The organism is Pantoea sp. Tr-811 (assembly GCF_011752535.1).
Lineage (GTDB): Bacteria > Pseudomonadota > Gammaproteobacteria > Pseudomonadales > Pseudomonadaceae > Aquipseudomonas.
The window spans coordinates 21,826-43,919 of sequence record NZ_VWXJ01000005.1 but is presented as its reverse complement, the minus strand read 5'-3'; the positions used below and the strand labels follow the sequence as shown (position 1 = coordinate 43,919).

Genomic DNA, 22,094 nt, shown 5'->3' with positions numbered 1-22,094 from the left:
CAACGATGACTGTGTAGGAGCGGGCTTGCCCCGCGAAGCAGGCGGCGCGGTGCATGGCACCGGCTTCGCCGGTGTTCGCGGGGCAAGCCCGCTCCTACAGGGGGCGCGTGCGGGCATTTATCATCGGAATACCCAGAGGACGCGGGTCGCCTGGTTGGTCAGGTTGGCGTAACGGAAACGGCGGTTGGGCGGCAGCTGGAAGCTGTCGTTGGCGGCTAGGGTCACGGCCTGCTCGTCACTGGCCAGCCACAGCGTCAGTTGCCCTTCAAGCACGAAACCGCCTTGCTCGGAGCTGTCGTTCAGGTGCCCCTGGCCACTGCTGGCGCCGGGGGCCAGGTGGCTTTCGAGCATGGCGAAGTGGCCGTTGAGGGTGGGCGACACCAGCACGTCGCTGATGCCTTCGGCGTAGTAGATCGTGCGCCGCTCGCCGGGGCGGGTCACCCAGTTCAGCGCAGGGGGCTGGCTGGCCTGATAGAAGTAGGTGGTCGGTACCTGCAAGGCTTCGCTGATCGCCGTGAGGTCGGCCACGGTCGGTTGCGACAGGCCGCGCTCGACCTGGGAAACAAAGCCCAGCGAGCGCTTGACCTTGCCCGCCAGCTCATCGAGGGTCAGCCCGCGGTGCTTGCGCAAGTCGCGAATCAGCAGGGCCAGGCCCTGGGCATCTTCAGACATGGTCGCGCATCCTGTACCAGGCCTTGGCCGCCGCCTCTAGCGGTGCGGCCAATAGGTCGCCGCCGGGGAAGCGGCCATTGTCGATGCCCTGGTACAACGCCAGCAGGTCATCGTCGCCCAAAATCGCATCGCTGACTGCGCGTGCGGCGGCCAGGGTTGGCAGCACGCCGTGGCCGGAGAACCCTTGCAACCAGTAGCGCTGGCCCTGGCGACCGACATCGGGGGTGCGCCGCAGGCTGCAATCGATATGCCCGCCCCAGGCGTAGTCGATGGCAACGCCCGCCAGTTGCGGGAACACCCGCTCAAGGTAAGGCCGGGTGGCGCTGGCGACGTCCTTGGGTATGCCGCCCAGGTAGGTGCAGCCGCCGCCGAACAGCAGGCGGTGGTCGGGCGTGAGGCGGAAGTAATCGGGCACGAACTGGTTGTCGATCACGCAACTGTTGCGCGGCAGCAGCGAACGGGCAAGGTCGGCGTCCAGTGGCGCGGTGGCCACCTGGTAGGAACCAACCGGCAGCAGGCGGCGCGACAGGCTGCGGTCGAGGCGGTCGATATAGGCGTTGCAGGCCAGCACCAGCACGGCGCAGCGCACCTCGCCGTGGGCGGTACGGGCGACATGGCCGTTGCTGGTGGCCTGGTAGCCCAGCACCTGGCTTTGTTCGAAAATGCGCCCGCCATGGGCCTCGATGGTTGCCGCCAGGCCCTGGGCCAGCTTCAGCGGGTTCAGGTGGGCACCCTTGGCATCGTACAGCGCGGCCTGGTAGCGCGGGCTGTCGACCCATTGCGGCAGTTCGTCCCGGCCGATCAGGCGCAGGGCGTCGTAGCCCCATTTGTGCTCGGCGTCGTGCAGGGCTTCTTCGAGCAGCTTGACCCGTCGTGGAAGCACTGCGGTCCACAGGCTGCCGAGGCGGTAGTCGATATCGAAGCCGTGGCGCTGTGGCAGTTCGCGCAGCTCATCGGCGGCCCAGCACATGCTGTTCCACAGGCGGCGGGTGCGCTCGATGCCCAGGGCTTTTTCCAGCGGGGGCATGTCGCACGACCAGCCGAGCAGAGCCTGGCCGCCGTTGCGCCCAGAGGCGGCCCAGGCGACGCGGCTGGCTTCCAGCAGGGTGACGCGCTTGCCGGCCAGGGCCAGGCGCAGGGCCGTGTGCAGGCCGCTGAAACCGCCGCCGACGATCAGCACATCGGTGTCGTGCGGGCCTTGCAGGGTAGGGCGCAGGGGGATGCTGGCGGGGTAGGTCTGGGCGTAGTAGCTGGCGACGTGCTGGGCGGACTGCTTGAACATGCCTTGGCCTCATGAAATTTATTGTGGTTATTTTCATGAAAATTTAGCAGAAGATTTTCATGGCGCCAGGCCGTTGGTCTTTTCTCTTTGAGGTTGTGGGCCTGCTGCTATCGTTGTGGGCGACCCTGTAGGAGCGGGCTTGCCCCGCGAACACCGGCGAAGCCGGTGCCATGCACCGCATCGTCTGCTTCGCGGGGCAAGCCCGCTCCTACAGGCATTTGAGCAAGACAGATGGTGAACCCTCAACTTGAGGCTTTACGCCTGGGTTTGCGCGCAGTGGTCTTGCCATCAGCTGCCTTACTCTTCCCGGCACTGCGGCGCTTCTTCTTCCACGGCGCGGTCTTGCCCACTGCAGGCCCAGTGATGGTCATGCGCAGGCCGCTGCAGCGCTCCACCAGCTTGCCCATCCACGCCGACTGGCGGGCGACGAATTCTTCCAAGCTCATCTCGCCACTTTGCACCATGTCCAGCGCCTGCTCCCAGATCGCCGTGGTGCCGGGGTCGGCGATGGCCCGGGGCACTGCGTCGATCAGGCTGAAGGCGGCCGGTGTGGCGGCCAGGGCCTTGCCGTTTTTCACCAGGTAACCGCGGTCGAGCAGGCCCTGGATGATGCTGGCGCGTGTGGCTTCGGTGCCGATGCCGGTGGTTTCCTTGAGCTTCTGCTTCAGCCGCGGGTCGTCCACCAGCTTGGCGACATTCTTCATCGCCTTGATCAAGTCGCCTTCGGTGAAGGGCTTGGGTGGCTGGGTCCACAGGTCCTTGAGCTGCAGGCCCTGCAACTGGCACTCCTGGCCTTCGCGCAGGGCCGGCAGCACCTGGGCGGGCGGGGCTTCGCGGCCTTTTGCCGGGGTCAGCGCCTCGGGCAGGGCGCGGCGCCAGCCGGGTTCGATGATCTGCTTGCCAACCGCGCGCAGGGCTTGGCCTGCGCAATCGAAATCGGCCTGGGTGCGGTCGTACTCGTGGTTGGGCAGGAACTGCGCCAGGTAGCGGGCACGTATCAGCGTGTACACCGCCTTGTGCTTGGCCGGCAGCCGCGCCGGGTCGCTGGCGGCGGCCGTGGGGATGATGCCGTGGTGGGCGCTGACCTTGGCGTCGTTCCAGGCGCGAGAGCGCCGTTGCGGTTCCAGGTGCGGCTGCAGCGCTGCGAGGCTGGCGTCGGCACGCTGCAGGGCGGCGAGAATGGCCGGGGCTTCGCCGTGCTGGCTGAGGGGCAGGTAGCCACAGTCGCTGCGCGGGTAGGTGATCAGCTTGTGGGTTTCGTACAGCGCCTGGGCGATGTCGAGGGTTTCCTGGGCGCCCAGGCCGAACTTCTTCGAGCACAGCTCCTGCAGGGTGCCAAGGTCGAAGGGCAGGGGCGCGGCTTCGCGCACGCGCTCGGTGGCAACCTTCACCACCCGTGCGCTGCCGGCGGCCTGCATGGCGGCGGCAGCCTGCTGCGCCAGCGCCTGGTTCAGGCAGCGGCCCTGGTCGTCGCAGGCGTCTTCCGGCGCCCGCCACTGGGCGTTGAACACCTGGCCTGCGGCCTGGAGTTGCACGTCGATGGCCCAGAACGGCACCGGCACGAAATCGGCAATGCTGCGGTCGCGGTCGACCACCAGGCGCAGGGTGGGGGTTTGCACCCGGCCCACCGGCAGCACGCCCTGGTAGCCGGACTGGCGGCCGAGCAGGGTGAACAGCCGGCTCATGTTCATGCCGATCAGCCAGTCGGCGCGCGAGCGCCCCAGCGCCGAGTGGTAGAGGTTGAAGGTTTCCTGGCCTGGCAGCAGCCGCGCCAAGGCCTTGCGGATGGACGCATCGTCCAGGGCCGACAGCCACAGGCGCTGGATGGGGCCGCGGTAGCGGCAGTGCTCCACCAGTTCACGGGCGATCATTTCGCCTTCACGGTCGGCGTCGGTGGCAATCACCAGTTCGCGGGCTTCGCCAAGCAGGCGCTTGACGGCCTTGAACTGGCTGGCGGTCTTGGGCTTGACCTGCATTTTCCACTTTTCCGGGATGATCGGCAGGTCGGCCAGGTTCCAGCGCTTGTAGCGTTCGTCGTAGCTGTCGGGCGGGGCGGTTTCCAGCAGGTGGCCGATGCACCAGGTCACGCAGACGTCAGTGCCTTGCCAGCAGCCGTCGGCCTTGCGGTTGGCACCGAGCACCTTGGCGATGTCTTTGGCCTGGGAGGGTTTTTCGCAGAGGAACAGGCGCATGGCCGGGAACGCTTCATCGGGAATGATGGGTACTAGGATGCGCAAGCGGGGGCGCACAGGCAAGCTTTATCTGGATGGATGTACAGGTTTTTGTCAGGGGGAGTGTCATTTCCTGTGCCGGCCCTTTCGCGGGGCAAGCCCGCTCCTACAAAGCCCCCGCATGCCCCAGGGCCATACGGGCCCTGTAGGAGCGGGCTTGCCCCGCGAAAGGGCCGGTGCAGGCTTCAGGCGCGCGAGTCGCGCACCATGTCCACGTGGGGAATGCCGGCTTCGAGGAATTCCTCGCTGACTACGCGAAAGCCCAGGCGCTCGTAGAACGGCGTGGCGTGCGTCTGGGCGCTGAGCATCTGCTGCTTCAGGTCGCGGTCCTGCGCTTCGGCGATCACCGCATGCATCAGTGCATCGCCAACCTTGAGGCCGCGCCAGTCCTTGAGCACCGACACCCGGCCGATGGTGCCGTCGGGCAGCAGGCGGGCAGTGCCGATCGCGTAGTCGCCCTCAAGGGCCAGGAAGTGGGCGGCCGTTGGATCGTCCGAATCCCATTCCAGCTCCGGCGGCACATGCTGCTCGGCGATGAACACGGCTTCACGGATGCGGCGGATGTCCGCGTTATCCTTGTGCCAGTCGGCGAGGCGCACACGAATCTTATTCATTGGCGAATCCCAGGCTTCCTTGTTTGATCAACTGCTGTACCAGCATAAGGCCATCTTCATCTTGCAACCACTGCTCAAGGTTGTCGATGTGTAACGCATCCGCCGAGCACACCAGTTTCAGCAGCTCGCGCAGCTTGGCCGGCAGCGGGCAGCTGCGGCCGCTGGCGAACAGCATCAGGTCGTCGTTGAGCTCGGACCAAGCCATGCGCGCGCTCGGGTTGCGAATCAGGATGGCGCCGTCTTCCAGGGCTTCAACCAGCTCTTCTTCGCTCAGTTCTTCGCCAACCACCTGCTCCGGGTAGCGCGGCTCGGTCATGAACTGGCCGAACCAGGTCAGCAGCAGGTCCTTGTCGTTGGTGTGCTTGTCGATCAGCGCCTTGAGGCGGTCGAGGGCATCGTGCTGGATCTGGTGCGGGTCGCTGGCAGGCTGCGCGTCGGCGTCGCTGTAGCGCTCCTCTTCGGGCAGGAACTGGCCGAGGAAGTCGGTGAAGTGGGTCAGCACTTCAGCCGCGCTTGGCGCACGGAAACCGACCGAGTAGGTCAGGCAGTTGTCCACGGCCACGCCGTAGTGGGCCAGGCGCGGCGGCAGGTAGAGCATGTCGCCCGGCTCCAGCGTCCACTCGGCGCTTTGCTCGAATTCGGCAAGGATGCGCAGGTCAGCGTGCTCCAGCAGTGGGCTGTCGCTGTTGCACATCTGGCCGACCTTCCAGTTGCGCTCGCCGTGGCCTTGCAGCAGGAACACGTCGTAGTTGTCGAAGTGCGGGCCGACGCTGCCGCCTGGGGTGGCGAAGCTGATCATCACGTCGTCGATGCGCCAGCTTGGCAGGAAGCGGAAGTGCTCCAGCAGCTCGGCCACTTCCGGAACGAACTGGTCTACGGCCTGCACCAGCAGGGTCCAGTCCTTCTCGGGCAACTCGGCGAAGGTGTCTTCGTTGAACGGGCCGCGGCGCAGCTCCCACGGGTGGGCGCCGTGCTCAAGGACGATGCGCGACTCGACTTCTTCTTCCAGGGCCAGGCCGGCCAGCTCGTCGGGGTCGATAGGGCTTTCGAAGTCTGGGAATGCCTGGCGCACCAGCAGCGGCTTCTTCTGCCAGTAGTCGCGCATGAATTCGCGGGCCGAGATGCCGCCGAGCAGCTGCAGTGGAGTATCAGGATTCATGTTCAACCTATTGAAAAAACGTAATTTTCGTCCGGGAATAAAAACGCCCGGCTAGGCCGGGCGTTGAACGCGACGGTCAGCTTAGATGCGTTTGGCCTGGGCTGCCGCGTTACCGATGTAGGTAGCGGGGGTCAGCAGCTTCAGTTCGGCCTTGGCGTCGGCAGGCATGTCGAGGCCGTCGATGAAGGTCAGCAGCGCTTCTGGCGTGATGCCCTTGCCACGGGTCAGCTCCTTGAGCTTCTCGTAGGGGTTCTCGATGTTGAAGCGGCGCATCACGGTCTGGATTGGCTCGGCCAGCACTTCCCAGCAGGCGTCCAGGTCGGCGGCGATGCGCGCCTGGTTGACTTCCAGTTTGCCGATGCCCTTGAGGCTGGCTTCATAGGCGATGACGCTGTGGGCGAAGCCCACGCCCAGGTTGCGCAGCACGGTGGAGTCGGTCAGGTCACGCTGCCAGCGCGAGATCGGCAGCTTGCTGGCCAGGTGCTGGAACAGGGCGTTGGCAATGCCCAGGTTGCCTTCGGAGTTCTCGAAGTCGATCGGGTTGACCTTGTGCGGCATGGTCGAGGAGCCGATTTCACCGGCCACGGTCTTCTGCTTGAAGTAGCCCAGCGAGATGTAGCCCCAGACGTCGCGGTCGAAGTCGATGAGGATGGTGTTGAAGCGGGCAATGGCGTCGAACAGCTCGGCGATGTAGTCGTGCGGCTCGATCTGGGTGGTGTACGGGTTGAACTGCAGGCCCAGCTCGTCTTCGATGAAGGCGCGGGCGTTCGCTTCCCAGTCGATTTGCGAGTAGGCCGACAGGTGGGCGTTGTAGTTGCCCACGGCGCCGTTGATCTTGCCCAGCAGCGGCACGGCGGCCACTTGGGCGATCTGGCGCTCCAGGCGGTACACCACGTTGGCCAGTTCCTTGCCCAGGGTGGTCGGCGAAGCTGGCTGGCCGTGGGTGCGCGACAGCATTGGCACGTCGGCGTGGGCGTGGGCCAGGGCGCGGATGGCGTCGGCGATCTGGCGCATCAGCGGCAGCAGCACGTCGTCACGGCCAGCGCGCAGCATCAGGGCGTGGGACAGGTTGTTGATGTCTTCGCTGGTGCAGGCGAAGTGGATGAACTCGCTGACCTTGGCCAGCTCAGGCAGTTGGGCGGCCTGCTCCTTGAGGAGGTATTCGATCGCTTTGACGTCGTGGTTGGTGGTGCGCTCGATTTCCTTCACGCGCTCGGCGTGCTCAAGCTTGAAGTCGGTGGCCAGGCTGTCCAGCAGGGCATTGGCTTCGGCGGAGAACGCCGGCACTTCGCCGATCTGCGGGTGGGCGGCCAGGCGCTGCAGCCAGCGCACTTCGACCAGGGCGCGGAAACGGATCAGGCCGAATTCGCTGAAAATGGGGCGCAAGGCCTGGGTTTTGCCGGCATAACGGCCGTCTACAGGGGAAACCGCAGTGAGCGAAGAGAGCTGCATGGGGTGTTCTCGGACAGTCAGGCTTTTGGAAGGGCGCATATCATACATGAAATTTGCGCCCGGGTCGGGTGGCTGACCAAAGGTCGGGCCTATAAACCATGTCGCGGTGCGACCGTAGGAGCGACTGCCAAGTCGCGATGGGGTGCGAAGCAGCCCCTGCAATCTGTGCCGCGGGCGAAATTGCAGGGCCGCTGCGCGCCCCTTTTCGCGACTTGGCAGTCGCTCCTACAGAGGGTTTCTGTCGCCTCTCAGGAAGGCGTACGCATCATGTCGTACAGTTCGTTGAGCAGCTTGCGCCGGCTGAACACCAGCTGCCAGCGGTGCCCGCCCAGCTGGCGCCACAGGCGCGCGGCGCGGATGCCAGCCAGCAGCAGGGCGCGAATCTTCGAGGCGTTGCTGGCCTGCTGCAGGAAACGCATGTCGCCGTGCACCTGGATACGCTGGCGCAGGGTGCTCAGGGTGTCTTGGTACAAGGCTCCGCTGGAAGCGATGACGTTTTCGTGAACCAGGCCGAAATGCTCGGCCTGGGACTGAATTTGCGGCAGGCGGTTGCCAATGGTGTCGAGCAGGTCGCCACGCTTGTTCAGCTGGCGCTCCAGGCCCAGCATCGACAAGGCGTAGCGCAGCGGCTCGCGCTGCAGGCTGCTGGGGTCACGCTCCAGGGCACCGACCAGTGCGCGGTAGCCGTCACGCAGGTTGAGGTCGTCGCCGCCGAACACTTCCAGGGTGTTGTTCGGGTCGCGCACCAGCAGGCTGCCGAGCATGCAGCCGATGTTGGCCTCGCTGGCCTGGCCGGTGCGGGCGATGCGGTCGACCAGCACGGCGGCCTGGAAAACACCGCCCAGGGCAATCAATTGCTCCTGCAGGTTGCTCATGCGCGCGGGCTCCACGGCTCGGCGGTTTCGATCACGCCGCCGCCCAGGCACACCTCGCCGTCATAGAACACCACCGACTGGCCCGGGGTCACGGCGCGCTGCGGTTCGTCGAACACGGCGCGGTAACCGGTAGCGCTCTGTTCCAGGGTGCAGTGCTGGTCGCCCTGGCGGTAGCGCACCTTGGCCGTCAGGCGGCGCGGGGTGCTGAGGTCGACCGGGTTGACCCAGAAAATTTCCGAGGCGAGCAGGGCGCGGGAGAACAGCCATGGGTGTTCGTTGCCCTGGCCAACCACCAGCACGTTGCGGGTGAGGTCTTTGTGCAGCACGTACCACGGCTCGTCGCCGGCGTCCTTCAGGCCGCCGATGCCCAGGCCCTGGCGTTGGCCGATGGTGTGGTACATCAGGCCGTGGTGGCGGCCGATCACTTCACCGTCGGTGGTTTCGATGTTGCCCGGCTGGGCGGGCAGGTACTGCTTGAGGAAGTCGCTGAAACGGCGCTCGCCAATGAAGCAGATGCCGGTGGAGTCTTTCTTCTTGGCGGTGGCCAGGCCGTGCTTTTCGGCGATGGCGCGCACTTCGGGCTTTTCCAGCTCACCGACCGGGAACAGGGTACGGGCAATTTCCTTGCCGCCCACGGCGTGCAGGAAGTAGCTCTGGTCCTTGTTCGGGTCCAGGCCCTTGAGCAGTTCGGTCAGCGTGCCGGTGTCGCGGCGGCGCACATAGTGGCCGGTGGCGATCAGGTCGGCGCCCAGCGACAGGGCGTAGTCGAGGAACGCCTTGAACTTGATTTCACGGTTGCAAAGGATGTCTGGGTTGGGCGTGCGGCCGGCCTTGTACTCTTCAAGGAAGTGCTCGAACACGTTGTCCCAGTATTCGGCGGCGAAGTTGGCGGTGTGCAGCTTGATGCCGATGCGGTCGCACACGGCCTGGGCGTCGGCCAGGTCTTCACGGGCGGTGCAGTATTCGGTGCCGTCGTCTTCTTCCCAGTTCTTCATGAACAGCCCTTCCACCTGGTAGCCCTGTTCCATGAGCAGGAGGGCGGAGACGGAAGAGTCCACGCCGCCGGACATGCCGACGATGACGCGGGTCTTGGCGGGGTCTTTGAGTGCTGGGCTGGTCATGTTTACCGGTGTGTATCAAGGGGGAAAAACGCCGATTCTATCAAAACCGGCGCGGCGCGTCAGTCGCGCAGCAGCTCAAGGCTGTGCAACGGGCCCTGGAGGTAGTCGTCGAGGCAGCGCGGCACCAGCTCGCTGCGCCAGCGGGTGGGGTCGGCCAGCAGTTCGTCACGGGTCAGCCACACGGCGCGCACGATGTCGCTGTCCAGCGCCAGGTCCTGGTGGTGGCGCAGCGGGCGGGCGGCGAAGCAGATGCGCTGGTAGGTCACGCCGTTGCTCGGGGCGGTATACAGGTAGATGCCGACCACGCCGGTGAGCTCGACTTCCCAGGCGGTTTCCTCAAGGGTTTCGCGCAGGGCGGCCTGGCGTAGGGTTTCGTTGGGTTCCAGGTGGCCGGCAGGTTGGTTGAAGACGTGCTGGTTGGCCTTGAACTCTTCGACGAAGAGGAATTTGCCGTCGTGTTCGACGACGGTGGCGACGGTGATGTGGGGTTGCCAGGTCATTGGGGTGTCCTTTTAGGTTGCTGGGGGCCGCTGTGCGGCCCATCGCGACTTGCAGTCGCTCCTACCGGGGTGCGATCGTTTGTAGGAGCGACTGCAAGTCGCGATAGGTCCGCACGGAAAACCCAGAAAGCACAAACCCCGGTGCGTGGCCGGGGTTTGTGTTGTTACGTCAAGCGAACCTTACAGGGCGGCAATGGCGCTGTTGAGGGTCTGGCTTGGGCGCATCACCTTGGCGGTCAGCTCGGCATCCGGGGCGTAGTAGCCACCGATGTCGGCCGGCTTGCCCTGAACGGCGTTGAGCTCGGCGACGATGGTCTCCTCGTTCTCGGTCAGGGTCTTGGCCAGCGGGGCGAAGCGGGCCTGCAGGGCGGCGTCGTCGCTCTGGGCGGCCAGGGCCTGGGCCCAGTACAGGGTCAGGTAGAAGTGGCTGCCACGGTTGTCGATACCGCCAACCTTGCGCGAAGGCGACTTGTTGGTGTCGAGGAACTTGCCGGTGGCCTGGTCCAGGGTGTTGGCCAGCACCTTGGCGCGTGGGTTGTCGTAGGTGTTGCCCAGGTGCTCCAGGGAAGCGGCCAGGGCCAGGAATTCACCCAGCGAGTCCCAACGCAGGAAGTTCTCTTCCACCAGCTGCTGCACGTGCTTGGGTGCCGAACCACCGGCGCCGGTTTCGAACAGGCCACCGCCGCTCATCAGCGGCACGATCGACAGCATCTTGGCGCTGGTGCCCAGTTCCATGATCGGGAACAGGTCGGTCAGGTAGTCGCGCAGCACGTTGCCGGTCACCGAAATGGTGTCCTTGCCTTCGCGGATGCGGGCCAGGGAGAACTTGATGGCGTCGACCGGGGCCAGAACGCGGATGTCCAGGCCGGTGGTGTCGTGATCCTTCAGGTACTTCTGGACCTTCTCGATCATCACGCCGTCGTGGGCGCGGGCTGGGTCCAGCCAGAACACCGCTGGGGTGTTGCTCAGGCGGGCACGGTTGACGGCCAGCTTGACCCAGTCCTGGATCGGCGCGTCCTTGGTTTGGCACATGCGGAAGATGTCACCGGCTTCGACGTTCTGCTCCAGAACGACCTGGCCCTTGCCATCGACCACGCGCACGACGCCGTCGGCCTTGATCTGGAAGGTTTTGTCGTGGGAGCCGTACTCTTCGGCCTTCTGCGCCATCAGGCCAACGTTCGGTACGCTGCCCATGGTGGTTGGGTCGAAGGCGCCGTTGACCTTGCAGTCTTCGATGGTGGCCTGGTAGATGCCGGCGTAGCAGCGGTCCGGGATGATCGCCTTGGCGTCTTGCAGTTCACCGGCGGTGTTCCACATCTTGCCCGAGTCACGGATCATCGCTGGCATCGAGGCGTCGACGATGACGTCGCTCGGCACGTGCAGGTTGGTGATGCCCTTGTCGGAGTTGACCATGGCCAGGGCCGGACGCTCGGCGTACAGGGCCTGGATGTCGGCTTCGATCTCGGCCTGCTTGTCGGCTGGCAGGTCCTTGATGCGGGCGTACAGGTCGCCGATGCCGTTGTTGGCGTTGAAGCCGACTTCAGCCAGGGCTGCGGCGTGCTTGGTCAGCACGTCGTTGTAGAACTCTTCGACGATGACGCCGAACATGATCGGGTCGGAAACCTTCATCATGGTGGCTTTCAGGTGCACCGACAGCAGCACGCCGGAGGCCTTGGCATCGGCGATCTGCTCGGCGATGAAGGCTTTCAGGGCCTTGCGGCTCATGGTGGCGCAGTCGATCACTTCGGCGGCTTTGACGGCGGTTTTTTCCTTCAGCACGGTGGTGCTGCCGTCTTTGCCGACCAGCTCGATGCGCAGGCTGTCGTCAGCCTCGATCAGTGCGGCTTTTTCGCTGCCGTAGAAGTCACCCTGGGTCATGTGGGCAACGTGCGACTGGGAGTCGGCGGCCCAGGCGCCCATTTTGTGCGGGTGCTTGCGGGCGTAGTTCTTGACCGACAGCGGTGCGCGGCGGTCGGAGTTGCCTTCGCGCAGCACGGGGTTCACGGCCGAACCCTTGATGCGGTCGTAGCGTGCGCGGGATTCTTTTTCCTCGGCACTGGCCGGCGCGTCGGCGTAGTCAGGGATGTTGAAGCCCTTGCCTTGCAGTTCCTTGATCGCGGCCTTGAGCTGCGGTACCGAGGCGCTGATGTTAGGCAGCTTGATGATGTTGGCTTCAGGGGTGGTAGCCAGCTGGCCCAGTTCCGCCAGGTGATCGCCTACTTGCTTCTCTGCGCCCAGTTGCTCCGGGAAGGCGGCAAGGATACGGCCAGCCAGGGAGATGTCGCGAGTTTCGACGGCGATGTCAGCCGAAGCGGTAAAGGCTTCGATGATCGGCAGCAGCGAGTAGGTGGCGAGGGCAGGGGCTTCGTCGGTGAAGGTATAGATGATCTTGGAACGGGTGGGCATGCGGGTTAACTCTCTGTGTGCTGAGCGTGCTCGAGTCTCGTGTTGCGCAGGGTAGGCGCATCGCCCTGGCAACGCCATGAGCGGAAAGTCGAGAGGCTGCGAGCTGTGATGGTGGATGCATCAGTCGAGCGTCAATGCTGAGCTGCGGTAACAGTCCAGGCTTTTTCTGGCCAGGCTTTCAGGCCCTTCACGGCCAAGGGCGGTCCGCATTTTCCTGGGATTCGCCCCGATGACCCTTCGGTCGCGGCGCAGTATACCAAACCAATCGGACTAATCAGCAAGGCCAAGTGACATCCTCGCCATTTATAAGACCAAAGACGTAGGGGCAATGTGGTGTAGTGACGCACCCATTGTGTTGCATTCTTCGCGGGCAAGCCCGCTCCCACAGCTTGCAGGTCGGCGGATGTGGTTTAGGCTCATTGCATCGCACGATGTCCAATCACACCCGACAGCGGAGTAGTGCAAGCATGGGATACCAGAAAATCAAGGTTCCGACCGACGGCACCAAGATCACCGTCAATGCAGACCATTCGCTCAACGTTCCTGACAACCCGATCATTCCTTATATCGAAGGCGACGGGATTGGCGTCGATGTCTCGCCGGTGATGATCAAGGTGGTCGATGCTGCCGTGCACAAAGCCTACGGCGGCAAGCGCAAGATCGCCTGGATGGAGGTGTATGCCGGCGAAAAGGCCACCCAGGTGTACGACCAGGACACCTGGCTGCCCCAGGAAACCCTGGATGCAGTGAAAGACTACGTGGTGTCGATCAAGGGGCCGCTGACCACCCCTGTTGGCGGGGGTATCCGTTCGCTCAACGTGGCCTTGCGCCAGCAACTCGACCTGTATGTGTGCCTGCGCCCGGTGCTTTGGTTCCAGGGCGTGCCGAGCCCGGTGAAAAAGCCTGGCGACGTGGACATGGTGATCTTCCGCGAGAACTCCGAGGACATCTACGCCGGCATCGAGTGGAAGGCCGGCTCGCCCGAGGCGAACAAGGTGATCAAGTTCCTCAAGGAGGAAATGGGCGTCACCAAGATCCGCTTCGACCAGGACTGCGGCATCGGCGTCAAGCCGGTTTCCCGTGAAGGCACCAAGCGCCTGGTGCGCAAGGCCCTGCAGTACGTGGTGGACAATGACCGCGAGTCGCTGACCCTGGTACACAAGGGCAACATCATGAAGTTCACCGAAGGGGCGTTCAAGGACTGGGGCTATGAAGTGGCCCGCGACGAGTTCGGCGCCGAGCTGCTCGATGGCGGCCCGTGGATGAAGTTCAAGAACCCCAAGACCGGCCGCGAGGTCATCGTCAAGGATGCCATCGCCGACGCCATGCTCCAGCAGATTCTGCTGCGCCCGGCCGAGTACGACGTGATCGCCACCCTCAACCTCAACGGTGACTACCTGTCCGACGCCCTGGCGGCGGAGGTGGGGGGTATCGGCATCGCGCCGGGGGCCAACCTGTCCGACACCGTGGCCATGTTCGAGGCCACCCACGGCACCGCGCCCAAGTACGCCGGGCAGGACAAGGTCAACCCGGGCTCGGTGATTCTTTCGGCGGAAATGATGCTGCGCCACATGGGCTGGACCGAGGCGGCCGACCTGATCATCAAGGGCACCAATGGCGCGATTGCCGCCAAGACCGTGACCTACGACTTCGAGCGCCTGATGGACGGGGCCACCCTGGTGGGCAGTTCAGGGTTTGGCGATGCGATGATCAAGCATATGTAAGGATAGGCAGGGCAATTTAAAACCGGCCGCTTCCATAAAGAAGCGGCCGGTTTCTTCGTATACCGGCAGAGCAGAACAGGTCAGGCGTTGCTGGTGACGGCCTCCGGCGTGGAATCTGCCTTCACGGCTGCGCTGCCGGAAATGTTCACCGCGTGCTTGCCCTTGGGACCTTGCACGATGTCGAACGTCACGGTCTGGCCGGCCTTGAGGGTCTTGTAGCCTTCCATCTGGATGGCGGAATAATGGGCGAAGAGGTCTTCGCTGTCGCCGTCGGCGTTGACGAATCCGTAGCCTTTGGCGTTGTTGAACCACTTGACTTTACCGCTTGCCATCCCTATGTCCCTCTGCAAAGGACTCCATCACTGGAGTATCATCCACTTCATCCGCATACGAACCTGCGAAAAAACCGGTTGACTGCGCGGATCTTTATCGACCACGGTGGGTTCTTATTGGTTGTAACACCGTTTTGCCGATAGTCAAGGTCACGCGGCGCCTGCGCTGGCGACGGCCTCGGCGGCCAACCCACAACCTTAACCTGTCGCTCATGATGAAATTCTTTCCATGCATGCACCCAGTGAGATTCGACTAACATTCAATCAGGATCGCCCGCAATCGAACGAGGACGACGGCTCAGGTCTTGCCGTTCAGGAAGCCAAGCCGATCCTGCAGGCGCCACCGATGTACAAGGTGGTTTTGTTCAACGATGACTACACGCCGATGGATTTCGTCGTCGAAGTGCTCGAAACGTTCTTCAGTTTGAACCGCGAGCTGGCGACCAAGATCATGCTGACCGTCCATACCGAGGGGCGGGCAGTGTGCGGATTGTTTACCCGTGACATCGCCGAGACAAAGGCCATGCAGGTCAACCAATACGCCAGGGAAAGCCAGCATCCGCTACTCTGTGAAATCGAGAAGGACGGTTAATCGCCGACCACTTGGGTATGAGGTGAAGCTATGTTAAACCGCGAGCTCGAAGTCACCCTCAATCTTGCCTTCAAGGAGGCCCGTTCGAAACGTCATGAGTTCATGACCGTCGAACATCTGCTGCTGGCACTCCTTGACAATGAGGCTGCTGCGACCGTTCTGCGCGCCTGTGGCGCCAATCTCGAAAAGCTCAAGCACGACCTGCAAGAGTTCATCGATTCCACCACTCCCCTGATTCCGGTCAATGATGAGGACCGCGAAACCCAGCCGACCCTGGGCTTCCAGCGTGTGCTGCAGCGTGCCGTGTTCCACGTGCAGAGTTCCGGCAAGCGTGAAGTCACCGGTGCCAATGTGCTGGTGGCGATCTTCAGCGAACAGGAAAGCCAGGCCGTGTTCCTGCTCAAGCAGCAGAGCGTGGCCCGCATCGATGTGGTCAACTACATCGCCCACGGCATCTCCAAGGTGCCTGGCCATGGTTCGCACAGTGAAAGCGACCAGGAAATGCAAGACGAAGAGGGCGGCGAAACGTCCTCTTCGAGCAACCCGCTGGACGCCTATGCCAGCAACCTGAACGAGCTGGCCCGTGCCGGCCGTATCGACCCACTGGTGGGTCGCGAGCAGGAAGTGGAGCGCGTTGCGCAGATTCTGGCGCGCCGGCGCAAGAACAACCCGCTGCTGGTCGGCGAAGCCGGTGTTGGCAAAACTGCAATCGCCGAAGGCCTGGCCAAGCGCATCGTCGACGGCCAGGTGCCCGACCTGCTGGCGCAAAGCGTGGTCTACTCCCTGGACCTTGGCGCGCTGCTGGCCGGTACCAAGTACCGTGGCGATTTCGAGAAGCGCTTCAAGGCGCTGCTTGGCGAGCTGCGCAAGCGCCCGCAGGCGATCCTGTTCATCGACGAGATCCACACCATCATCGGTGCCGGTGCGGCGTCGGGCGGGGTGATGGATGCCTCCAACCTGCTCAAGCCGCTGTTGTCGTCGGGTGAGATCCGTTGCATTGGCTCCACCACCTTCCAGGAGTTCCGCGGCATCTTCGAGAAAGACCGTGCCCTGGCGCGGCGCTTCCAGAAGGTTGATGTCAGCGAGCCGTCGGTGGAAGACACCGTTGGCATTCTGCGTGGGCTGAAAGGGCGTTTCGAAAGCCACCACAACATCGAGTACAGCGACGAAGCCCTGCGCGCCGCCGCCGAGCTTGCCTCGCGCTACATCAACGACCGCCACATGCCCGACAAGGCCATCGACGTGATCGACGAGGCGGGCGCCTACCAGCGCCTGCAGCCGGAATCCAACCGGGTCAAGCGCATCGAAGTGCCGCAGGTCGAGGACATCGTTGCCAAGATCGCGCGGATTCCGCCGAAGCACGTCACCAGTTCCGACAAGGAGCTGCTGCGTAACCTGGAGCGTGACCTGAAGCTGACCGTGTTCGGCCAGGACCAGGCCATCGACTCGCTGGCCACCGCCATCAAGTTGTCCCGGGCTGGGCTCAAGTCGCCAGACAAACCCGTCGGTTCGTTCCTGTTCGCAGGCCCCACCGGTGTGGGTAAAACCGAAGCGGCGCGGCAGCTGGCCAAGGCCCTGGGCGTTGAGCTGGTGCGCTTCGACATGTCCGAGTACATGGAGCGTCACACCGTGTCACGGCTGATCGGTGCACCACCCGGCTACGTTGGCTTCGACCAGGGCGGGCTGTTGACCGAGGCGATCACCAAGCAACCGCACTGCGTGCTGCTGCTCGATGAAATCGAGAAGGCCCACCCAGAAGTCTTCAACCTGCTGCTGCAGGTGATGGACCACGGCACCCTGACCGACAACAACGGGCGCAAGGCAGACTTCCGTAACGTGATCCTGATCATGACCACCAACGCCGGCGCCGAAACCGCCGCGCGGGCCTCGATCGGCTTCACCCATCAGGACCATGCGTCCGATGCCATGGAAGTGATCCGCAAGAGCTTCACGCCGGAGTTCCGCAACCGCCTGGATACCATCATCCAGTTCGGCCGCCTGAGCACCGAGACGATCAAGAGCATCGTCGACAAGTTCCTCATCGAACTGCAGGCGCAGCTGGAAGACAAGCGCGTGCTGCTGGAAGTCAGCGATGCCGCCCGCGGCTGGCTGGCGGTTTCCGGCTACGACGTGCAGATGGGCGCACGGCCGATGGCGCGGCTTATCCAGGACAAGATCAAGCGGCCGCTGGCCGAGGAGATCCTGTTTGGCGAGCTGGCCGAGCATGGCGGCGTGGTGCACGTCGACCTGCGCGATGGCGAACTGGTGTTCGACTTCGAGACCACGGCTGAGGTGGCGTGACAGCGGGGCCGCTTTGCGGCCCTTCGCGAGCGTTGCTCGCTCCTACAGGGATCGAATTCCCATGTAGGAGCGAGCGCAGCTCGCGATCAGCCGTGACGCGGTTTCAACAGGCACAAAAAAGCCCGGCACATGGCCGGGCTTTTTCATGGCTTGAGCTTAGCGCGCACGGTAAGTGATGCGGCCCTTGCTCAGGTCGTACGGCGTCAGTTCGACGCGGACCTTGTCGCCAGTGAGAATACGGATGTAGTTCTTGCGCATCTTTCCGGAGATGTGCGCGGTTACGACGTGCCCGTTTTCCAACTCCACGCGGAACATGGTGTTGGGCAGGGTGTCGACGACAGTACCTTCCATTTCGAAGCTGTCTTCTTTCGACATGCAGTAGAGCCCTCGGATCCAGTGTTGGCCCGACGCATATCCGCACCGGGCAAAAAAGTGGCGTGGATTATGCCCGAAAACTGTGTGTCAAGCCAATGCTTTCAGTTGAGGGTGACCCAGCGCTGGTTTATCAGCAATTCTATGGGCCGGTACTGCGTCTTGTAGTTCATTTTCTTGCAGTTCTTGATCCAGTACCCCAGGTAAACCGCCTCCAGGTCCTGGCGCAGCGCCTCGGTGATCTGCCAGAGAATGGCGAAACGGCCCAGGCTGCGGCGTTCTTCGTCAGGCTCGTAGAAGGTGTAGACCGCCGACAGGCCGTTGGGCAGCAGGTCGCACACCGCCACCGCCAGCAGGCGGCCTTCCAGGCGGAACTCGTAGAACCAGCAAAAGGGCAGGTCGCGCACCAGGAAGGTGGAAAACTGATCGCGGCTGGGCGGGTACATGTCGCCGTCGGCGTGGCGGGTTTCGATGTAGCGCCGGTACAGGTCGAAATACTCTTCCCTGAACGCCGGGCGGGCGGCGGTTACGCTGAGGTCGGCGTTGCGCTTCAAGATGCGTCGCTGCTGGCGGTTGGGAATGAAGCGTGCAGCCGGGATACGCGCCGGCACGCAGGCGTTGCAGTTCTGGCAGTGCGGGCGGTACAGGTGGTCGCCGCTGCGGCGAAAGCCCATTTCCGACAAGTCGGCGTACACGTGCACGTCCATCGGCTGGCTGGGGTCGAGAAACAGCGTGGTCGCCTGTTCGTCCGGCAGGTAGCTGCAGGAGTGGGGTTGAGTGGCATAGAACTTCAACCGCGCCAACTCTGTCATGATCAACCCCTCGGTGAGACTTTGCTTTAAGTGTAAGCCAGCTGGCAAAACTCGCCTAGCAAACCCAGGTGGCGCTATTGGGCTGGTCGAGGTGCTTGGCCAGGTAGTCGGCAAATGCGGCTCGGCTGATGGCACGGGCCCCCAGGCTGTGCAGGTGGTTGGTCGGCATCTGGCAGTCGATCAGCACGAAGCCTGCGTTGCGCAAGTGCTGGACCAGGGTGGCGAAGCCGACCTTGGAGGCATTATCGGCGCGGCTGAACATCGATTCGCCGAAGAACAGCTGGCCCATGGCCAGGCCGTACAGGCCGCCCACCAGCTCACCGTCCTGGCGCACTTCCACCGAGTGGGCGATGCCGCGCCGGTGCAGCTCGCAGTAGGCGTTGCGCATGGTGTCGGTGATCCAGGTGCCGCCTTCAGGGTCGCGTGGCGCGGCGCAGGCGGCGATCACGGCCGGGAAGTCGGTGTCGAAACTGACCTGGTAGCGCCCCTGGCGCATCAGCTTGGCCAACGAGCGCGACACGTGCAGCTCATCCGGCAGCAGCACCGTGCGCGGGTCTGGCGACCACCAGAGAATCGGCTGGCCGTCCGAGTACCAGGGGAAGCAGCCGTGGCGATAGGCTTGCACCAGGCGCTCGGGGCTCAGGTCGCCGCCGGCGGCGAGCAGGCCGTTGGGGTCGTGCAGGGCCTTTTCCAGGGGCGGGAAGGTCAGTGAGTCGCGGGTTAGCCAAGTGAGCATGGTCTATCGTGCGGTGGGGGATGGGAGAGGGCAGCATGGCTTGCGTGCACGGCAGGGTCAATGGTTGTGGATCCTTCGCGGGCAAGCCCGCGCCCACAGAGGTCGGTACGGACAACCAAATAGGCGATTTCCTACACATTCATGAAACCTTAGGCACCATCCGCTACATTTGCTGTCACACCTGTGCAAAAACACAGCATAAGCCTTTGTCACAAAAGAAAATGCATGCTCAAATTGCACCTATATGAAAGTCGCCCCCCAGCCAGGCTCCATACGGCGCGCCGTCATGGCGGCTGGCGGGCAGTAATGTTAAAAGTAGTGGTTCATTGGCCAAGCACCGGCCGATCACTACTGGACGCGCAGCACGCGCAGGAATAGACGCGTTTTGAAGAAATCCACCGCAACTCCAGCTCCCTTGCCCGTGCCCCTGTGGCGGCAGCAGCTGCACTACCGCCTCAAGGAAGGTGCGTTGATCGCTGTCGGCGCCCTGTGCCTGTACCTGTGGATGGCACTGCTGACCTACGACAACTCCGACCCAGGCTTCAGCCACACCAGCAACGTCGACCAGGTGCAGAATGCCGCCGGGCGTGCCGGTGCGTACTTCGCCGACATCCTGTTCATGGTGCTGGGCTATTTCGCCTACATCTTCCCGTTGCTGCTGGCGATCAAGACCTGGCAGATCTTCCGTGAGCGCCACCAGCCCTGGCAGTGGAGCGGCTGGCTGTTCTCCTGGCGGCTGATTGGCCTGGTGTTCCTGGTGCTGTCGGGCGCTGCGTTGGCGCATATCCATTTCCACCCGCCCGCGAGCCTGCCGTTTTCCGCCGGTGGCGCCCTGGGCGAGAGCCTGGGCGACCTGGCGCGCAACCTGCTGAACGTGCAGGGCAGCACGCTGATGTTCATCGCTCTGTTCCTGTTCGGCCTGACCGTGTTCACCGACCTGTCGTGGTTCAAGGTGATGGACCTGACCGGCAAGATCACCCTCGACCTGTTCGACCTGGTGCAAGGCGCGGCCAGCCGCTGGTGGGAAGCGCGCAACGAGCGCAAGCGCCTGGAAGCCCAGTTGCGCGAAGTCGACGAGCCGGCTTTCGACCTCAAGGCCCGTGCCGATAAGCGTGAAGCGGCTAAGCCGCAGCCACGCGAACGCGCAGAGCCCGTGGTCGAGCGCAGCGAGCCGCCCGTGCGTGCGGTGGCGCCGCGCGAGCCAGCGATTGCCCGTGAGCCGATTGCCCGTGAGCCAGTGGTGGCCCGCGAAACCGCGGTGGCCCGCGAACCTGCCGCAGCACCGGTGATCATCCCGCCAACCCCGGCCAAGGCGCCGGAGCCGAGCAAGCGGGTGATGAAGGAAAAACAGGCGCCGCTGTTCGTCGACAGCGCCGTCGAAGGCACCTTGCCGTCGATTTCCATTCTCGACCCCGCCGAGCAGAAGAAGATCGAGTACTCGCCCGAGTCGCTGGCCGGTGTCGGCCAACTGCTGGAAATCAAACTCAAGGAATTCGGCGTGGAAGTGTCGGTGGACTCCATCCACCCAGGCCCGGTGATTACCCGTTACGAAATCCAGCCGGCCGCGGGTGTGAAGGTCAGCCGTATCGCCAACCTGGCCAAGGACCTGGCGCGTTCGCTGGCCGTGACCAGCGTGCGGGTGGTGGAAGTGATTCCCGGCAAGACCACCGTGGGTATCGAGATTCCCAACGAAAACCGGCAGATGGTGCGCTTCTCCGAAGTGCTCGCCACGCCGCAGTACGACGAGCAGAAATCGCCGGTCACCCTGGCCCTGGGCCACGACATCGGCGGCAAGCCGGTAATCACTGACCTTGCCAAGATGCCGCACCTGCTGGTGGCCGGTACTACCGGTTCCGGTAAGTCGGTGGGTGTGAACGCGATGATCCTGTCGATCCTGTTCAAGTCCAGCCCGGAAGATGCGCGGCTGATCATGATCGACCCGAAAATGCTCGAACTGTCGATCTACGAGGGCATTCCGCACCTGCTGTGCCCAGTGGTCACCGACATGAAGGACGCCGCCAACGCGCTGCGCTGGAGCGTGGCCGAGATGGAGCGGCGCTACAAGCTGATGGCCGCCATGGGCGTGCGCAACCTGGCCGGTTTCAACCGCAAGATCAAGGACGCCCAGGAAGCCGGCGAAATCATCCACGACCCGCTGTACCGCCGCGAAAGCATGGATGACGAGCCACCGGCGCTGAAAACCCTGCCCACCATCGTGGTGGTGGTCGACGAATTCGCCGACATGATGATGATCGTCGGCAAGAAGGTCGAAGAGCTGATCGCCCGTATCGCCCAGAAGGCGCGGGCGGCCGGTATCCACCTGATCCTCGCCACCCAGCGCCCGTCGGTGGACGTGATCACCGGCCTGATCAAGGCCAACATCCCGACCCGCATGGCGTTCCAGGTGTCGAGCAAGATCGATTCGCGGACCATCATCGACCAGGGCGGCGCCGAGCAGCTGCTGGGCCACGGTGACATGCTCTACATGCCGCCGGGCACCAGCCTGCCGATTCGCGTGCACGGTGCGTTCGTTTCCGACGATGAAGTGCACCGCACGGTCGAGGCCTGGAAGCTGCGCGGCGCGCCGGACTACAACGACGACATCCTCAACGGCGTCGAGGAGGCCGGCAGCGGCTTCGATGGCGGCGGTGGTGGCGGTGGCGATGGCGAAGATTCCGAGAGCGACGCACTGTATGATGAAGCCGTGCAGTTCGTGCTGGAAAGCCGCCGCGCGTCCATCTCGGCCGTGCAGCGCAAGCTGAAGATCGGCTACAACCGCGCCGCGCGCATGATCGAGGCCATGGAGATGGCCGGCGTGGTCACCCCGATGAACAGCAACGGCTCGCGGGAAGTAATTGCCCCAGGCGGCCCGCGCGACTGATGAACACCTTGCCGGGCGCCAACGGTGGCGCC

The 22,094-nt window shown here is 63.8% G+C and carries 18 protein-coding genes; 4 read left to right on the top strand and 14 right to left on the bottom strand.

Translation table 11 applies throughout. The annotated features are described in order from the left end of the window. Window positions 1-120 precede the first annotated feature (120 nt). From F3J44_RS09260 to F3J44_RS09215, 10 genes are all read right to left on the bottom strand, one after another. On the bottom strand, window positions 121-672 hold the full coding sequence (locus F3J44_RS09260) for a helix-turn-helix domain-containing protein (RefSeq protein WP_167271860.1): 552 nt from the start codon (window positions 670-672) through the stop codon (window positions 121-123). Then, entirely contained in the window at window positions 665-1,954 is a 1,290-nt protein-coding gene (locus F3J44_RS09255) for an FAD-binding oxidoreductase (RefSeq protein ID WP_167271858.1), read from the bottom strand. Before F3J44_RS09255 ends, F3J44_RS09260 begins: the two co-directional genes overlap by 8 nt. A 242-nt stretch (window positions 1,955-2,196) precedes the next feature. Next, entirely contained in the window at window positions 2,197-4,146 is a 1,950-nt protein-coding gene (locus tag F3J44_RS09250) for a DNA topoisomerase III (protein ID WP_167272210.1), read from the bottom strand. A gap of 224 nt (window positions 4,147-4,370) precedes the next feature. Next, window positions 4,371-4,799 carry a GNAT family N-acetyltransferase gene (locus F3J44_RS09245; protein ID WP_167056774.1) on the bottom strand — a complete coding sequence of 143 codons (429 nt, stop codon included), beginning with the start codon at window positions 4,797-4,799 and terminating at the stop codon, window positions 4,371-4,373. Next, complete coding sequence (locus F3J44_RS09240; RefSeq protein WP_167056771.1) at window positions 4,792-5,958, bottom strand: cupin domain-containing protein; 1,167 nt, start codon at window positions 5,956-5,958, stop codon at window positions 4,792-4,794. The genes F3J44_RS09245 and F3J44_RS09240 overlap by 8 nt, the downstream gene beginning before the upstream one ends. Window positions 5,959-6,039: 81 nt before the next feature. Continuing rightward, on the bottom strand, window positions 6,040-7,410 hold the full coding sequence (purB, locus tag F3J44_RS09235) for an adenylosuccinate lyase (RefSeq protein WP_167271856.1): 1,371 nt from the start codon (window positions 7,408-7,410) through the stop codon (window positions 6,040-6,042). Window positions 7,411-7,658: 248 nt separating this feature from the next. Continuing rightward, window positions 7,659-8,285, bottom strand: a complete 627-nt coding sequence (hflD, locus tag F3J44_RS09230; RefSeq protein ID WP_167056765.1) for a high frequency lysogenization protein HflD — start codon at window positions 8,283-8,285, stop codon at window positions 7,659-7,661. After that, a complete protein-coding gene (mnmA, locus tag F3J44_RS09225) occupies window positions 8,282-9,406 on the bottom strand; it encodes a tRNA 2-thiouridine(34) synthase MnmA (RefSeq protein ID WP_167271853.1) in 1,125 nt (374 codons plus the stop codon). Before mnmA ends, hflD begins: the two co-directional genes overlap by 4 nt. A gap of 59 nt (window positions 9,407-9,465) precedes the next feature. Next, the gene (locus tag F3J44_RS09220) at window positions 9,466-9,906 is read right to left on the bottom strand and encodes an NUDIX hydrolase (RefSeq protein ID WP_167271851.1); all 441 of its coding nucleotides are present in this window, start codon (window positions 9,904-9,906) and stop codon (window positions 9,466-9,468) included. Between the two features lie 180 nt (window positions 9,907-10,086). After that, window positions 10,087-12,312: an NADP-dependent isocitrate dehydrogenase gene (locus tag F3J44_RS09215; RefSeq protein ID WP_167271849.1), complete on the bottom strand. Its 2,226-nt coding sequence runs from the start codon at window positions 12,310-12,312 to the stop codon at window positions 10,087-10,089. A gap of 467 nt (window positions 12,313-12,779) precedes the next feature. Here F3J44_RS09215 and icd point away from each other — a divergent pair, with 467 nt between their 5' ends. Beyond that, window positions 12,780-14,036, top strand: a complete 1,257-nt coding sequence (icd, locus tag F3J44_RS09210; RefSeq protein ID WP_103448066.1) for an NADP-dependent isocitrate dehydrogenase — start codon at window positions 12,780-12,782, stop codon at window positions 14,034-14,036. An 80-nt stretch (window positions 14,037-14,116) separates the two neighbouring features. Here icd and cspD read toward each other — a convergent pair whose 3' ends face one another. Then, on the bottom strand, window positions 14,117-14,368 hold the full coding sequence (cspD, locus tag F3J44_RS09205; RefSeq protein ID WP_167271848.1) for a cold shock domain-containing protein CspD: 252 nt from the start codon (window positions 14,366-14,368) through the stop codon (window positions 14,117-14,119). Between the two features lie 229 nt (window positions 14,369-14,597). Between cspD and clpS the strand changes: the two genes are divergently transcribed. Beyond that, a complete protein-coding gene (clpS, locus tag F3J44_RS09200) occupies window positions 14,598-14,960 on the top strand; it encodes an ATP-dependent Clp protease adapter ClpS (protein ID WP_003251220.1) in 363 nt (120 codons plus the stop codon). A gap of 30 nt (window positions 14,961-14,990) precedes the next feature. Continuing rightward, complete coding sequence (gene clpA, locus F3J44_RS09195) at window positions 14,991-17,261, top strand: ATP-dependent Clp protease ATP-binding subunit ClpA (RefSeq protein WP_167056746.1); 2,271 nt, start codon at window positions 14,991-14,993, stop codon at window positions 17,259-17,261. A gap of 156 nt (window positions 17,262-17,417) precedes the next feature. Here the strand turns inward: clpA and infA are convergent, their stop codons facing one another. From infA to aat, 3 genes are all read right to left on the bottom strand, one after another. After that, window positions 17,418-17,636: a translation initiation factor IF-1 gene (gene infA / locus F3J44_RS09190; RefSeq protein ID WP_002553999.1), complete on the bottom strand. Its 219-nt coding sequence runs from the start codon at window positions 17,634-17,636 to the stop codon at window positions 17,418-17,420. A gap of 101 nt (window positions 17,637-17,737) precedes the next feature. Beyond that, window positions 17,738-18,445 (bottom strand): arginyltransferase, encoded by a 708-nt coding sequence (locus F3J44_RS09185; protein WP_167271846.1) that lies wholly within the window; start codon window positions 18,443-18,445, stop codon window positions 17,738-17,740. A gap of 55 nt (window positions 18,446-18,500) precedes the next feature. Then, window positions 18,501-19,181 carry a leucyl/phenylalanyl-tRNA--protein transferase gene (gene aat / locus F3J44_RS09180; RefSeq protein ID WP_167271844.1) on the bottom strand — a complete coding sequence of 227 codons (681 nt, stop codon included), beginning with the start codon at window positions 19,179-19,181 and terminating at the stop codon, window positions 18,501-18,503. 325 nt (window positions 19,182-19,506) lie between these two features. On the opposite strand from aat, the gene F3J44_RS09175 reads away from it, so the two are divergent. Then, a complete protein-coding gene (locus tag F3J44_RS09175; RefSeq protein ID WP_370526732.1) occupies window positions 19,507-22,062 on the top strand; it encodes a DNA translocase FtsK in 2,556 nt (851 codons plus the stop codon). Window positions 22,063-22,094: the final 32 nt, after the last annotated feature.

Bases quoted from the DNA above. Each gene is read 5' to 3' on its own strand.
- F3J44_RS09260 (WP_167271860.1), bottom strand. From the start codon at position 672: ATGTCTGAAGATGCCCAGGGCCTGGCCCTGCTGATTCGCGACTTGCGC.
- F3J44_RS09255 (WP_167271858.1), bottom strand. From the start codon at position 1,954: ATGTTCAAGCAGTCCGCCCAGCACGTCGCCAGCTACTACGCCCAGACC.
- F3J44_RS09250 (WP_167272210.1), bottom strand. From the start codon at position 4,146: ATGCGCCTGTTCCTCTGCGAAAAACCCTCCCAGGCCAAAGACATCGCC.
- F3J44_RS09245 (WP_167056774.1), bottom strand. From the start codon at position 4,799: ATGAATAAGATTCGTGTGCGCCTCGCCGACTGGCACAAGGATAACGCG.
- F3J44_RS09240 (WP_167056771.1), bottom strand. From the start codon at position 5,958: ATGAATCCTGATACTCCACTGCAGCTGCTCGGCGGCATCTCGGCCCGC.
- purB (WP_167271856.1), bottom strand. From the start codon at position 7,410: ATGCAGCTCTCTTCGCTCACTGCGGTTTCCCCTGTAGACGGCCGTTAT.
- hflD (WP_167056765.1), bottom strand. From the start codon at position 8,285: ATGAGCAACCTGCAGGAGCAATTGATTGCCCTGGGCGGTGTTTTCCAG.
- mnmA (WP_167271853.1), bottom strand. From the start codon at position 9,406: ATGACCAGCCCAGCACTCAAAGACCCCGCCAAGACCCGCGTCATCGTC.
- F3J44_RS09220 (WP_167271851.1), bottom strand. From the start codon at position 9,906: ATGACCTGGCAACCCCACATCACCGTCGCCACCGTCGTCGAACACGAC.
- F3J44_RS09215 (WP_167271849.1), bottom strand. From the start codon at position 12,312: ATGCCCACCCGTTCCAAGATCATCTATACCTTCACCGACGAAGCCCCT.
- icd (WP_103448066.1), top strand. From the start codon at position 12,780: ATGGGATACCAGAAAATCAAGGTTCCGACCGACGGCACCAAGATCACC.
- cspD (WP_167271848.1), bottom strand. From the start codon at position 14,368: ATGGCAAGCGGTAAAGTCAAGTGGTTCAACAACGCCAAAGGCTACGGA.
- clpS (WP_003251220.1), top strand. From the start codon at position 14,598: ATGCATGCACCCAGTGAGATTCGACTAACATTCAATCAGGATCGCCCG.
- clpA (WP_167056746.1), top strand. From the start codon at position 14,991: ATGTTAAACCGCGAGCTCGAAGTCACCCTCAATCTTGCCTTCAAGGAG.
- infA (WP_002553999.1), bottom strand. From the start codon at position 17,636: ATGTCGAAAGAAGACAGCTTCGAAATGGAAGGTACTGTCGTCGACACC.
- F3J44_RS09185 (WP_167271846.1), bottom strand. From the start codon at position 18,445: ATGACAGAGTTGGCGCGGTTGAAGTTCTATGCCACTCAACCCCACTCC.
- aat (WP_167271844.1), bottom strand. From the start codon at position 19,181: ATGCTCACTTGGCTAACCCGCGACTCACTGACCTTCCCGCCCCTGGAA.